Origin of the sequence: Dactylosporangium fulvum (genome assembly GCF_025137375.1) — a bacterium.
Lineage (GTDB): Bacteria > Actinomycetota > Actinomycetes > Mycobacteriales > Micromonosporaceae > Dactylosporangium > Dactylosporangium fulvum.
Genome location: NZ_CP073720.1, coordinates 6,141,105 through 6,154,661, shown reverse-complemented (window position 1 = coordinate 6,154,661; position 13,557 = coordinate 6,141,105). Strand labels below are relative to the sequence as shown.

Genomic DNA, 13,557 nt, shown 5'->3' with positions numbered 1-13,557 from the left:
TTACCACTCATCCCTCTCGGGTAGCCGCGCGCCCGCCGCGATGGTCCGCACGGACCCCGGCGGCAGGTGAACCACCCTTGTACCGCTGGGAGAGCTCGATGCGCCTCGTCCGTGCCCGAAAAGGCAGCCGTCACTCGGCCAAGGCCGCCACCGCCCGTCGCGCCGGGGACGCCGACGCCGGCCTGCCGCCGAAGCCGCCGACGCTGGTGCGCAGGCTCGGCAGGTTCGTGCTGTACAGCTTCCTCGCGGGGGTGGCGACGGCGGTCGCCGTGCTTCCGCTCGGCCTGTTCGGCGGCTCCGCGGTGCGTGCCGGCACCGGCGTCTGGGAGGCGCTGCCGACGACCCTGGCGACACCCCGGGCGCCGCAGGTCACCTACGTCTACGCCAACGACGGCAAGACGCTCATCACCACCTTCTACGACGAGAACCGCAGGGACGTGCCGCTGGACCAGATCGCTCCGGTGATGCAGAAGGCCGTCGTCGCGGCCGAGGACGCCCGCTTCTACGAGCACCGTGGCGTCGACAGCCGGAGTGTCCTGCGGGCGCTGGTCTCCAACAGCAGGGGCAGGAGCCAGCAGGGCGCATCGACCCTGACGATGCAGTACGTCCGCAACTCGCTCAAGAACGATCCGGGCCTGTCGCCGCAGCAACGCGTCGACGCGGGCATCGACACGCCGGCGCGCAAGGTTCGCGAGATGCGCTACGCGGTCGAGCTGGAGAAGCGCCTGAGTAAACAGGACATCCTCAACCGCTACCTGAACATCGCCTACTTCGGCTCTGGCGCCTACGGCATCTACGCCGCCAGCCAGACGTACTTCAGCAAGACCCCCGCCGAGCTCAGCCTGCCCGAGGCGGCGCTGATCGCCGGGCTCCTGCAGTCACCGGACGCCGACAACCCGATCAGCGGCGACCGCGCGGCCGCGCTGCAACGGCGCGGCTACACGCTCGACGCGATGCTCAAGATGGGGACGGTCACGGCCGCGGAGGCCGCCGTCGCGCGTGCCCAGCCGCTGGAGATCAAGGAGAGCCGGCCGCCCAACAACTGCGTGGCCGTCACGCCGCAGCACAACGACTGGGGCTTCTTCTGCGACTACTTCCGGCAATGGTGGGGCCGCCAGGCGGAGTTCGGGGCCACGCCGTTCGAACGGGACGACGCGCTGCGAACCGGCGGCTACACGGTGGTGACCTCGCTCGACCCCGGGGTGCAGGCGGCGGCACTCGCCCAGTCCCTGGGCGTCTACGGCTACGGCAGCGCCCGTTCGATGCCGCTGGCCGTCGTCACCCCCGGCAGCGGCCGGATCCTCGCCATGGCGGTCAACCGGCACTTCGGCCTCGAACCAAACCCGCGGGAGCATCCGACGTACCCGAACACGGTGAACCAGCTCATCGCGGGCGGCGGCGGTGTCGGCGGCTACCAGGCGGGGTCGACGTTCAAGATGTTCACCATGCTCGCCGCGCTCGAGGCGGGCATGCCGCTGAACACGACCTTCAACGCGCCCGGACGCCTGGTGACCAAGTGGCCCGGCAGCGGCTCGGGCAGCTGCGGCGGCCGGTGGTGCCCGGCGAACGCCAGCCCGAGCTGGATGAACGGCAACCGTACGATGTGGAACGGCTTCGGCCGCTCGGTCAACACCTACTTCGTGTGGCTCGAGCAGCAGGTCGGTGTCCGCCGGGTCGTGGACATGGCGAAGCGGCTGGGGATCACGTTCCGCGCGGCCGGGGATCAGGTGATGGCGGCGAAGGTGGACGAGTGGGGTTCGTTCACCCTGGGCAACGCCTCGACCACCCCGCTGGACCTCGCCAACGCCTACGCGACGGTCGCCGCCAAGGGGCTGTACTGCCAGCCGCTGCCCGTACTGTCGATCACCGACGCGGACGGCAAGCCGGTGAACGCCGCCGCCCCCAAGTGCCGCCAAGAGGTCAGCGAGGACGTGGCGGTCGCGGCGACCGACGCGGCGCGGTGCCCGGTCGGCAAGGGGTCGGCGTTCGGCAAGTGCGACGGCGGCACGGCCGAGGCCGTGTCCGGCATCCTGGCCGGGCGGCCGGTCGCCGGAAAGACCGGCAGCTCCGAGTACAACTCCACCGAGACGTTCGTCGGCTTCACGCCGCAGGTCGCCGCCGCCGGCATCGCGGTGAACGCCGACAACCCGAACGACAACGTGGGCGACGGGGTTTCCAGCTCCGTCAACAGTGCCGTCGCGCAGACCATGGCGATCGCGCTGCGCGGGCAGCCGGTGCAGGGGTTCCCTGCGCCGAGCCGGGCGCGGGCGCTGGGGATGTGAGGGGTGCCCGGGGAGTGACGGGGTCACTCTCCAAGGCCATCCCGCCGGTGGTGTTTGCCGTGGCGGATTCGGGTTAGGGCGGCCCCCAGCAAAAGTCGACGACGTCTGGAGGTCGGTTCGTGTCGGTCATACCCACCCGCCATCACAAGCTGCAGTCCCTCGCCGAGACCGGATACGTGACCCTGAAGCGGCACGCGGGGCACCTGGATCCGAAGGAGTGGGAGAGCCTCAAATACCTGGACTGGAAGTCCGGGGGTGATACGAACTTCGCGGTGCTGGCCTCCGCGCAGGGCGACGACGACCCGCGCGGGTTCTGGGAGCACGGCATGCCGGACAAGGGCGGCGTCTGGACCGCCAACGCCCGGCTCGCGCCGACGCTGTGCGACTGGGTGACATCGGTCGGCGCCAACTTCGGGCGGGTGCGCATCATCAAGCTGCAGCCCTCGATCGACAAGAGCACGGTGATCGAGCGGCATCTGCACCAGGACGACAACAACCGGCTGAACCCCGAGACCGAGGGGTGGGTGGTACGGGTCTGGCTCAACCTCACCGACGACCCGGGCAGCTACATGATCCTGCGGGAGAACCACGACGACCCGACGATCGAACACCGCATCCCGCTGCCGCGCGGCGCCCAGTTCGTCGTGGATACCGAGCGGCTCTGGCACGCGGCGTACCACCTGGGCCCGGAGCCACGGTACGCGCTGATCGCGAGCTTCGAGTCCGGCCCCGCCCTGCAGGCCTGGATGGACGACCAGCGGTCGCCGGGCGTGGTGCGGCAGGCCAATCCCGGCGACACGGCTGACGTCCCCGCGACCGCAGGCACCGCCGAGACCCGCTGACACCCCGACCCCGTCGGGACGCTGTCCGGCGCGGACGGCGTCCCGACGAACGGGTCAGGCCGAGTACCCGCGCAGTGCGATCCAGTGCGCGAGCTTGACCGTGGTCAGCGTGTACCGGCCGACACCGCGGGCATCGGCGGGATCGGCGATCGTCACGTTCTGGCCGTTGTCGCTGTACCCCACGACCGTGAGGAAGTGGCCGCCCGGGTAGGAGTGGGCGTTGCCGTCGTTGTCCACGGTGGAACCCGCGATGTTCGCGACCACGGGGTAGCCGTTCGAGATCGCGTGGACGACGTCCGCACGCAGCTGATCCATGTCCGCCTGGGTGGCGGCCTGGCTGCCGATGAAGTGGGACTTGTAGAACGAGCTGTTGGTGAAGGCGTTGAGTGCGCGGGTGGTGTCGTCGGCCGAGTTGGTGCCGTTGACCGTGGTGCGCAGGCTCTGGGCGACCTCGGACTGCGACGGCTGCAGTCCTCGCGCGGTCAGCGCGATGCGGGCGGCCGCAGGGCCGCAGAAGTAGAAGTTCTCCTGCCACTGGAACTGGTAGCTGAGGGTCTTCGCCGCCGGGGCGGCCGGGCTCGCCTGGGCGCTCGGGGTGCTCGGGGTGCCCTGGGCGCTCGGGGCCTTCGTGGCGGCCGGCGGAGCGGTCGTCGCGCCGGACCGGGACGGCGCCCTGCTCGAACCGGTCTTCGGCACGCTGGTCGCCGCGTCGGGCGCGGCCTGCTGCGGCTCCCGGTTCCGCGCGGCCGGGTCGGCCAACTGGGACGGATCCGCGACCGTTGCCCAGGTCTGCGCGTTCGAGGTCGGGACCGCGGAAGCGGAGTGGTAGATGGTCAGGCCGGCCGCCGACGCCGCTGCCACGAGCACCGCCGAGGCCGCCACGATGGGCAGCTTGCGGGACGGGGAGGCGGGGTTCGCCGGGTCTTGCGAATGCCTGGCTTTGTACTGGTAACTCACGGGTACCTCGACAGACGTGCTGGAACACGGCTTCTGTTGCCGCCCGCCGGACGAGCGGGGACTCGGGCAGCGGGCAACGACCCGGCCGGCGAAGCCTGAGCCGGCAGGGCGGGGCAGGGCAGAGTGGTGACCGGTGCCGGACGGCTACCGGGCCGTGGACCGCCCGGACGCTCCCGTCATCTCGCGGGCGTCCAGGTTGCAGGTCGAGGTGGGACAACAGGTGTCATGCCACGTGGTGGTCCGCACGCAACGCGCTCCTTCCGTTGCCGCCTACCGGGTTAGCTGACGGGTTCGGGCGGGGAGGATCGCCCTACCACGCGGCTTGACGGGCCTCGCGGATTCACCCCGGTTGTGCCTGGTTCCCCGGCTCGTGCGCACACGACTCGGCGGGTCCACCCCGGAGTCACTCCTGGTGGTGACGGTCAGCCAAGGTGGACAGGACGACACTAGCGGGTGGGCAGGTGGGTCTTGTACCCCCTGCGCTGCTCAGCCAGCGTGCTTGCGTGCGCATGGCGATGTGACCGGGTGCATTCGCCGACCGCCCTGGGTCCTCCTGCGGTGTGCCCATCGTCCGGCGGTCCGCTGCGCGTACCTGGTGCAGCAACGGACCGAGGGCGTCCTACGCTCGCCGGATGTTTCCGGGCGCCGAGGAAGATCAGCAGCTCAGCGGTGCCGCGCATGTTCGTGGACTCCGCCGTTTCCGTCGTTACCTCCATCGCTACCGTCGCGGTCGCCACACGACCCACGCATATGTCGGGTCGCGGATCGGGCTCGCCTCGACCGTGCCGGCCCCGCTCCGAACCCGGGTGACGGCGGCCGCCGTCATCACGATCACGGCGGCCGCGCTCGCCTCGACGCTGAGCTCGTCGGCCGCGCCGCTCAGTTCGGAATCCGAGGTCGCGTTCGTGGCCGACGCGGAGCGCGCGCCGGCCGGTGGCGGCGTCTCCCGCGACTTCCACCGCATGCCGCTGCCGTGGTCCGGCCATCCGCGCGGTGTCCCCCCGACGAAGGCCACGCCGGCACCGTCCGGGCCGCGGTCGGCGCAGGCATCGCCGCCGGCGGCCGAGGCTCCCTCGGCGGCGCCGTCACCGACCGTCCACGCGCCCGTCGGGGGCCTGTCCCAGGCCGAGATGGACAACGCCGTGGCGATCATCGAGGCCGGCCAGCAGATGAACCTGCCGCCGCGCGCGTATGTGATCGCGCTCGCCACCGCGCTGCAGGAGAGCCACCTGCGGGTCCTCGCGAACCCGAACGTGCCGGGGTCGATGGGGCATCCCAACGAGGGCGTGGGGTACGACCACGACTCGATCGGCCTGTTCCAGCAGCGACCGAGTTGGGGGAGCGTCGAGCAGCTGATGGATCCCCACGAGTCCGCCCGCCGGTTCTACGCCGCGCTGATCCGGATTCCCGGCTGGGCGCAGCTGGCCATCACTGTCGCGGCGCAGACGGTGCAGGTGTCGGCGTTCCCGGACGCGTACGCCAAGTGGCAGCCGCTCGCGGAGCAGATCGTGGGCGCCGTCGTGTGAACCGGACCGCCGGAGGGGCCGTCGCGATCCCCGGGATCGTGACATCCCTCCGGCGGTCACTCGCGTTCTTGTCTCGGCGTCGCCCCGATCCACGTGACGATCGCACCATGTCCGTACACAGGCAGAGAACATGACAAGGCTGCGCCGGGGCGCGGTGATGCTGGTTGTGCTCGCGGTGGGGGCACAACTCGGGCTGTCCGCGTGCGACGGTTCGAAGAAGAAGCCGACGGCGACGAAGTCGACCGCTCCACAGGTCGGACTGGTCGTCACCCCGCCGGCAGGCAACTCGGGCGTGCCGGTCAGCACCGAGATCGGCACGAAGGTCACCGACGGGAAGATCACCGACATCTCGCTGACCGACGCGACGGGCCAGCGGGTCGCCGGCGAGTTCCGGGCGGACGGCGCGGCCTGGGTGCCGGCCACGACACTGCGGTACGACACCGCCTACACCACGAAGGTCACGGCCGTCGGCAAGGACAACAAGCCCGTGACCCACGAGGCCAAGTTCACCACGATGGCGAAGCCGAAAGGCCAGGCCGTCACGTCCGAGCTGATGCTGACCAACGGCGGGACCTACGGCGTCGGCATGCCGATCGTCGTCGAGTTCGGCTCCGACGTGCCGGAGCAGTCCCGCGCCGCCGTGCAGCAGCGGCTCTTCGTCAAGATCGACCCACCGCAGCCCGGCGCGTGGCGCTGGTTCGGCGGCAAGCAGGTGATGTACCGGCCGGAGAAGTACTGGCAGCCGGGCACGAAGATCACCGCGCGGAAGGCGCTCGACGGCGTGCAGATCGGCGACCGTTACGCCGACGAGGACTCCTCCGCCACGGTCACGATCGGCCGGAAGCTCACCATCGACATCAACAACGCGACCAAACAGCTCAGCGTCTATCAGAACGACGCGCTCGTGCGGACCATGCCGGTGAGTCTGGGCAAGGCGTCGACACCGACGTCGAGCGGCAACACCGTGATCATGTCGCGTGAGGCGTCCACGGTGTTCCGCACGCCGGAGTACACCACCCCGGTCCAGTACGCGATGCGCCTGACGTGGGGCGGGCAGTACATCCACGCCGCGCCGTGGTCGGTCGGGGATCAGGGGCGCCGCAACGTCTCGCACGGATGCACCAACGTCTCCACCGACAACGCCAGGTGGCTGTACGAGCAGACGCTCGTCGGCGACCCGGTGACCACGCGCAACACCGAGGTGGGGCTGGATGCCGGCGACGGCTGGACGGCATGGGACATTCCGTGGGAACAGTACAAGGCGTGAACGGTTGCGAAGGGGCGCCGGGAGGGTACGAGGCTCGGCATGTGCGGGATTGTCGGCTGGGTCGCGTACCGGCGGAACCTCGTCCACGAGCAGGCGGCGCTGCGGGCGATGACGGCCACCGCCTCGCTGCGGGGCCCTGACGCCGAAGGGCTCTGGGTCGGCGAGCACTGCGGCATCGGCCACCGCCGGCTGGCCGTCATCGACCTGGCCGGCGGCCGCCAGCCCATGCTCGCCGGCCGGGGCAGGCACGCCGGGGAGGACGTGCTCGCCGCCCTCACCTACAGCGGTGAGGTCTACAACTTCCGGGAACTGCGCTCGGAGCTGATCGCGCTCGGCCACACGTTCCAGACCGAGTCCGACACCGAAGTGGTGCTCCACGCGTACCTGGAGTGGGGCGAGCACTGCGCCGAGCGGCTCAACGGCATGTACGCCTTCGGCGTGTGGGACGGGCCCCGGCAGCGCCTGGTGCTCGTCCGGGACCGGATGGGCGTGAAGCCGCTGTTCTACCACGAGACCGACGACGGGGTGCTCTTCGCCTCCGAGCCGAAGGGCCTCCTCGCCCATCCCGACGTGCCGGCCGAGGTGGACCTCGACGGGCTCAGGGAACTGCTGGCGATGGTGAAGACGCCGGGGCACGGCATCTACCGCGGGGTGCGGGAGTTGCCGCCGGGGCACGTCGCCGTCGTCGACCGGGGCGGGCTGCGACTGCACCGGTACTGGCGGGTCGCCTCCCACCCGCACCCGGACGACCTCGACACGACCGTCCGCACCGTGCGGAAACTGCTGGAGGACATCGTCCGCCGGCAGCTCATCGCGCACGTGCCGCTGTGCACCCTGCTGTCCGGTGGGCTGGACTCGTCGGCGATCACCGTGCTCGCCGCCGAGGCACTGCGCCAGGACGGCCTCGGGGCCGTGCACTCGTTCGCGGTCGACTTCGTCGGGCAGACTGAGCACTTTCGGCCGGACGCCATGCGCGACCAGCCGGACACACCGTTCGTGCACGAGGTGGTCGACCACATCGGGGCGCGGCACGCCGACATCGTGCTCGACAGCGCCGAGCTGACGGATCCGCTGTACCGCACGGAGGTGCTGGCCGCCAACGACCTGCCGACCGGCCTCGGTGACCTGTACACCTCCCTCTATCTGCTCTTCCGCGCGGTGCGGGAGCACTCCACGGTCGCGCTGTCCGGTGAGTCCGCCGACGAGGTGTTCGGCGGGTACGCCTGGTTCCACGACCCGCACGCGGTCGCCGCCCACACGTTCCCCTGGCTGGCGGCGCTGGGGGACCGGCGCGGCGCCACCGACCAGCTGTTCGCCCCGGACCTCACCCGCGCGATGGATCTGGACGGCTACCGCGAGGCGGCGTACCGGCAGGCGCTCGGCGAGGTCGAGCACCTGCCGGGAGAGGGGCCGAAGGAGCGGCGGATGCGCGAGATCTCCTACCTGCACCTGACCCGCTTCGTGCAGATCCTGCTGGACCGCAAGGACCGGATGAGCATGGCCAACGGGCTGGAGGTCCGGGTGCCGTACTGCGACCACCGCCTGGTCGAGTACGTCTACAACACGCCCTGGTCGATGCGGACGTTCGACGGCCGGGAGAAGAGCCTGCTGCGGGCCGCCGTCGCCGACCTGCTGCCCGAATCGGTGCTGCGACGGCGCAAGAGCCCGTACCCGTCGACCCAGGACCCGGCCTACGAGCGGTCGTTGCGCCGCTCGCTGAGCGAACTCGTCGACGACCCGAGCGCCCCGGTCTCGGCGCTGATCGACCCGCACCGGGTCCGGGAGGTGCTCGCCGCCCCGCTGGACAGCAGCGGGTTCGCGCCGAACCGGCGCTCGATCGAACTGCTGCTCGGCCTCGACCTGTGGCTGCGCCGCTACCCCGTCCGGCTCCTGGTCAACGCCTGACATGACGGCCCTCTCGAACCCGGCGACGCCGGAGAGGCCGTTCCAGCCGGCCCGGCAGGCGGGCTGACGGGCCGGGCGGCGCCGCCGCTTACCGCAGGGCCGCCCGCAGCACGCCGGCGGCTTGGGTGGTGGCGGCACGCGCCGCCTGCGTGTCCCGCAGCGGGTTCAGCATCATGAAGTCGTGGCAGATGCCGTCGTACCGCACCGTCGTGACCGGCACGCCGGCCGCGCGGAGCTTCGCCGCGTACGCCTCACCCTCGCCCCGCAGCACGTCCGCCTCGTCGACGACCACGAACGCGGGCGGCAGCCCCCGCAGGTCGTCCGGTGTCGCCCGCAGCGGGGAGGCGGTGATCTCCGGCCGTACCGTCACGTCCGGTGCGTAGCTGTCCCAGAACCAGGCCATGGACCTGGCGGTGAGGTACGGCCCGTCGGCGAACTCCTTGTAGCTGGCGGTGTTCATGGCCGCGTCGGTCACCGGGTAGTACATCGACTGGTGCACGAACCGCACGTCGCCGCGCTGCTTCGCCAGCAGGGTGAGTGCCGCGGTCATGTTCCCGCCGACCGAGTCGCCGGCGACCGCGAGCCGGCTCGCGTCGAGCCCTTCGCTCGCGCCGTCGCTCATGATCCACCGCGCGGTGGCATACGCCTGCTCGATCGCGACCGGGTAGTGGGCCTCCGGCGACGGCGTGTACTCCACGAAGACCACGGCGACGCCCGCGCGGGTCGCGAGCTCCCGGACCAGCCGGTCGTGGGTCATGGCGTTGCCCAGCACCCAGCCGCCGCCGTGAATGTACAGCACGGTCGGCAGCATCCCGGTGGCACCGGCCGGCTTGACGATCCGGACGCGGACGTCACCGACGGCGGCGGGCACCGTCAGCCAGCGCTCGCCGACGGCGGGCATGTCGACGGGCTCGGCCTGGATGCCGTCGAGCACCTTCCGCGCCTCGGCGGGCGGGAGCTGGTAGAGGTACGGTGGCTTCGCGGTGGCCTCGGCCAGCTCCTGCGCGGCCGGCTCGAGTACGACGTCGGGCATGAGCACTCCAAACCTCGTGCGGTACCTCATGGCTACCCACCCCTGACGGGCCCTGCTCGCCCGCGCGGAGTGAGCGGCAACGGACGAACCGGGCGCCGCCCCCGGCCACCCGCACGTGCGGCGCGTGCCCCGGCACCGCCGCGACAGCGGCCCGTGACGTCCGGCCCTACCATGGCGCCATGACGCTGACATGGGCGCAGGTGATCATCGTGCTCCTGCCGGTCCTGGTCGGGGCATTCATCGGCATCGTGCCGACGCTGCTCGTCGAGCGGGCCAAGCAGCGTGCGGCGCTGCGGACCCGATGGGACGCCACGATCCACACCAGCTGCGCCCAGTTCGCGGCCGCGGTCCGCCGCATCCTCAACCTTGCCGAGCAGTTCGACCACAGCACGGTCGACGCGGAGCGCGACGACCTGTTGTCCAAGATCCGTGACGAACACACACGCCTGCAGCTGTTCATGGCCGAGATCCGGCTCCTCGCCGACGTTCCGGTGCAACTCGCCGCCCGTGCCGCATTGACGCACACGTTTGTGCTCTATCTGCGCCTCGCCGGCGCGGCGGCAGCCGAGGAGGGGACACCGGTCGAGGCTCGGCAACGTGCCCTTGCCAGCCTGTTCGATTTTTACCGAGCCGTCCGCGTTCAGTTGCGTGTGCCGGATCCGCAGGAACTTGCCCCGATGAACCCTGTGCCACCGTCGGTGTCGCTACCCGGAACCGGGTAGTCCGTTCGGACGTTGTTGCCCGGCACCGGCACGAACCTGACATCGGTGTCCTTGACGGTGTCAACGCGGCTCTGCCAGCCTCGTCATGTTCACGTCAGGGGCCGCCATGCTGCTGAAATCCTTCATCTCCTACGCGCATGTGGCCGGCACGGCCGAGGCCGAGCTCGTCCCGTGGCTGTACGACCGGCTCAAGCAACCGGATTCGCCGCTGGATCCGGTCATCGATCGGGAGGATCTGGTCCTCGGCCGGTGGCGCGAGGGCATCGACGCACTCGTCCCCCTGTGCCACCTCATGCTGGTCGTCTGGTCGCCGGCATGGGATGCCAGGCCGGAGTGCCAGCACGAGCTGCACCTGGCCGTGGATAACGGCCTGTCCATCGTGAGGCTCAACGTCACCGCCGCTGCCGGCTACAGCGATCGCCTCAGCGAGTTCTCCAGCCACACCTTCGACGGCGACTGGGAAACGGCCGTGCAGCGCCTGTTTCGCCGGGCGCGTCGTGGGGAGGAGCCGTTGCACCGGGCGCAGCTCATGAGACAGGAGCTGAGTGACCTGGTGTCCCGCGCCGACCGGCCGGGTTTCGCCGAGCATGATCGCATCGTCGAGCTGCGGACGCAACAGCAGCTCGACCGGGAGCAGGAGCGGAGACGGAAGTACCGGATCCGCGCCGAATTCACGACGACGGGTCCCACCGCGGTGAGCACGCGGGCTTTTCTCAACCGTGACGACGAGCGCCGGCTCCTTCTGACCGCTCTGCGCCGCCACCGCGGCGAGCTCGTGGTGGTCAGCGGTGATCACGGCATCGGCAAGACGCGGATGGTCCATGCGGTGCTCGACGAGCTGCGGGTCTCGGCACCGGAACTGCGCCAGCAGCGCGCGCAGGTGCACTCGCCGTACTCGTTCGTGGCCGGCGATCTGGTCGCCATGCTGGAAGGGCTGCTCTCGCGGGACGACACCTCCCGGCGGCTCGACTACCGACCGCGTGACCCGGCCGCCGTCAAGCTCAAGACGCTGCTTGAGATCCCGGACACCGCGCCGGCGCTGGTCGTGCTCGACTCGGCCGAACTGTTGCTGGATCAGCACGACCGACGGTTCCGTGACAGTGACCTCGACGAGGCGCTGCAGCTCCTGTACGGTCCGACGGCACCTCAGCACCACGTCAGCGTTGTGCTGGTCACCCGTGTGATGCCGGCGTCGATGGCCGACTGGCCGGCAAGGATCAACACGGTGCCGATCCGTGACGGCCTGAAGGTCGACGACTTCAAGAAGCTGCTCCGGCAGTTCGACCTGGACGGCGAATGGTTCCCCGACGACCGGGCCGAGCCGGGCGAGGCACTGCACCGCGGCACCGGCGGGTTCCCCCGAGCGGCGGAGCTGACGTTCGGCCTGTTCGAGAACGGCACCGGCGAATACGCGTCCATCGACGACGTGCTCGATCTCATCGGGAGCCGAGCGGCCAGTAAGGTGCCGCAACTCCTGCTCGGCGAGTTGGTCGACTGTCTCGGGGCCGACCGGCTCCGTGTCGCGGCCGCCGTGGCGGTGTTCGGCACGCCGGTGACGATCGAGGACGTGCTCGCGATGCTTCCCGGCCAAGCCGAGAACCGCGTGCTGCACACGCTGCGACAGCTGGTGACGAAGAAGGTCGTGCAGCGCGTGGGGGACAGTTATCTCGTACAGCCGCCGGACAACGAACGGATCCTCGACAAGCTCGGGACGGACCGGCGGACCCTACTGCTCCGCGCGGCGGCGTATCTGGCCGCCCGGAGCCCGGCCGAGGTGCACAACGTCAAGGACCTCGAGCTGCGGCGGCAACAGGTCGACCTGCTGCTGCGCGCGGAAGCGTATGAAGAGGCGCTCGAGGCCGTAGACGAGCTCGACCGGCGGTATCTCTATGACTGGGGGTACTTCTCGCTGCTCACCGGGCAGCGCGAGGCCCTGCGGGACGTTCTGACCGACTTGGATCACCAGATCGTGAACCTCAACGCGCTCGGCAGGTCGTACACTGCGCGCTTCCGGTACGACGAGGGCATCGCCACCTTCCACATGGCACTCGACCGGGCACAACGCCTGAGGAGCCCGCAGCGGATCAAAACCCTGACGGTCAACCTTGCCAGTGCCTACTTCGACTCGGGCGACGCGATCTCGGCACAGGGTCACTATGAGCGTGCGCTCGTCATGGCCCGTCGGTTTCGCGATCCGAGCGAGGTGATCACGCCGCTCAACGGTCTCGCGAGCTGTCACCGGCGCCACGGCAAGTTCCAGCGGAGCCTGAACGCACTGGACGAAGCGATCGGTGTCGCGGTCGCGGCCGGACGAACCGATCGGCTGGCGGAACTGTTGCTCAACGCCGGGCGGTGCCGGCTCCACCTGGACGAGCGGCACGCCGCGGAAGCCGACTTCGAGCACGCCGGTGAGCACATCGACCGGCTGGCGAACAAGAAACAGGTCCGCTGCAAGTACCTGGACGCGACCGCTGACCTGTGGTTGCGCAACGGCCAGACGGGGCTGGCGATCGGCCAGGCGACGGAGGCCGTCGATCTCGCGCTGGACCTCGGTGACTCCAGCGTGCTGCAACAGGCGCGGACCACCTTGGCGGCCGCTCACGTCACGGCCGGCGATCTCGGCAAGGCGCGGGACGAGATCACGCTTGCCGCGAACTATCGACCCGAGCGGCGCGCGCTGATCATCCTGGCTTTCCAGGGACTGATCGAGTGGCGCATCAGCACCCGGCAGCGCGACAGCGTGGAGTACTTCCAGCGACTCCGCCGGGAGGCCGTCGAGCGGCGTAGGAGCGACCCGGAGGACTTCGGTGCGTGGGGCATGGAGGGCCTCGCGATCTGCGGGCTCCATGTATGTGGCGGAGGGCCGTTGACCGGGGCGGAAGAGGCCGTCCGCGCATCGCTGCGGCTGACGGCGAATGCCGCAGGCGTCGCCGCCCAACTGCGCCGCATGCTGGAGATGCTGGTGGCCGGCGGCTCCTCCGACGAGCTTCGACGCCTGGTCAGGAAACTGCGACTGGACTGAC

Annotated in this window: 9 protein-coding genes and 1 riboswitch; of the genes, 7 read left to right on the top strand and 2 right to left on the bottom strand. The window is 70.4% G+C overall.

Annotation, left to right across the window (positions count from 1 at the left end):
* The first annotated feature begins 98 nt into the window (after positions 1–98).
* Positions 99–2,282, top strand: a complete 2,184-nt coding sequence (locus tag Dfulv_RS28880) for a transglycosylase domain-containing protein (protein ID WP_259856739.1) — start codon at positions 99–101, stop codon at positions 2,280–2,282.
* A gap of 119 nt (positions 2,283–2,401) precedes the next feature.
* Positions 2,402–3,124: a hypothetical protein gene (locus tag Dfulv_RS28875; RefSeq protein ID WP_259856738.1), complete on the top strand. Its 723-nt coding sequence runs from the start codon at positions 2,402–2,404 to the stop codon at positions 3,122–3,124.
* 54 nt (positions 3,125–3,178) lie between these two features.
* Here the strand turns inward: Dfulv_RS28875 and Dfulv_RS28870 are convergent, their stop codons facing one another.
* Entirely contained in the window at positions 3,179–4,081 is a 903-nt protein-coding gene (locus Dfulv_RS28870) for a C39 family peptidase (RefSeq protein WP_259856737.1), read from the bottom strand.
* Between the two features lie 252 nt (positions 4,082–4,333).
* Positions 4,334–4,480: riboswitch (cyclic di-AMP (ydaO/yuaA leader) on the bottom strand.
* A gap of 233 nt (positions 4,481–4,713) precedes the next feature.
* Between Dfulv_RS28870 and Dfulv_RS28865 the strand changes: the two genes are divergently transcribed.
* From Dfulv_RS28865 to asnB, 3 genes are all read left to right on the top strand, one after another.
* Positions 4,714–5,607, top strand: a complete 894-nt coding sequence (locus tag Dfulv_RS28865; RefSeq protein ID WP_259856736.1) for a hypothetical protein — start codon at positions 4,714–4,716, stop codon at positions 5,605–5,607.
* A 130-nt stretch (positions 5,608–5,737) separates the two neighbouring features.
* Positions 5,738–6,874, top strand: a complete 1,137-nt coding sequence (locus Dfulv_RS28860; protein ID WP_259856734.1) for a L,D-transpeptidase — start codon at positions 5,738–5,740, stop codon at positions 6,872–6,874.
* Positions 6,875–6,913: 39 nt separating this feature from the next.
* Positions 6,914–8,779: an asparagine synthase (glutamine-hydrolyzing) gene (asnB, locus tag Dfulv_RS28855; protein ID WP_259856732.1), complete on the top strand. Its 1,866-nt coding sequence runs from the start codon at positions 6,914–6,916 to the stop codon at positions 8,777–8,779.
* A gap of 88 nt (positions 8,780–8,867) precedes the next feature.
* Here asnB and Dfulv_RS28850 read toward each other — a convergent pair whose 3' ends face one another.
* Complete coding sequence (locus tag Dfulv_RS28850) at positions 8,868–9,812, bottom strand: alpha/beta hydrolase (protein ID WP_259856728.1); 945 nt, start codon at positions 9,810–9,812, stop codon at positions 8,868–8,870.
* 179 nt (positions 9,813–9,991) lie between these two features.
* Between Dfulv_RS28850 and Dfulv_RS28845 the strand changes: the two genes are divergently transcribed.
* Together Dfulv_RS28845 and Dfulv_RS28840 are read left to right on the top strand one after the other, a co-directional pair.
* A complete protein-coding gene (locus Dfulv_RS28845; RefSeq protein WP_259856726.1) occupies positions 9,992–10,534 on the top strand; it encodes a hypothetical protein in 543 nt (180 codons plus the stop codon).
* Positions 10,535–10,640: 106 nt separating this feature from the next.
* Positions 10,641–13,556 carry a toll/interleukin-1 receptor domain-containing protein gene (locus Dfulv_RS28840; protein ID WP_259856725.1) on the top strand — a complete coding sequence of 972 codons (2,916 nt, stop codon included), beginning with the start codon at positions 10,641–10,643 and terminating at the stop codon, positions 13,554–13,556.
* Position 13,557: the final 1 nt, after the last annotated feature.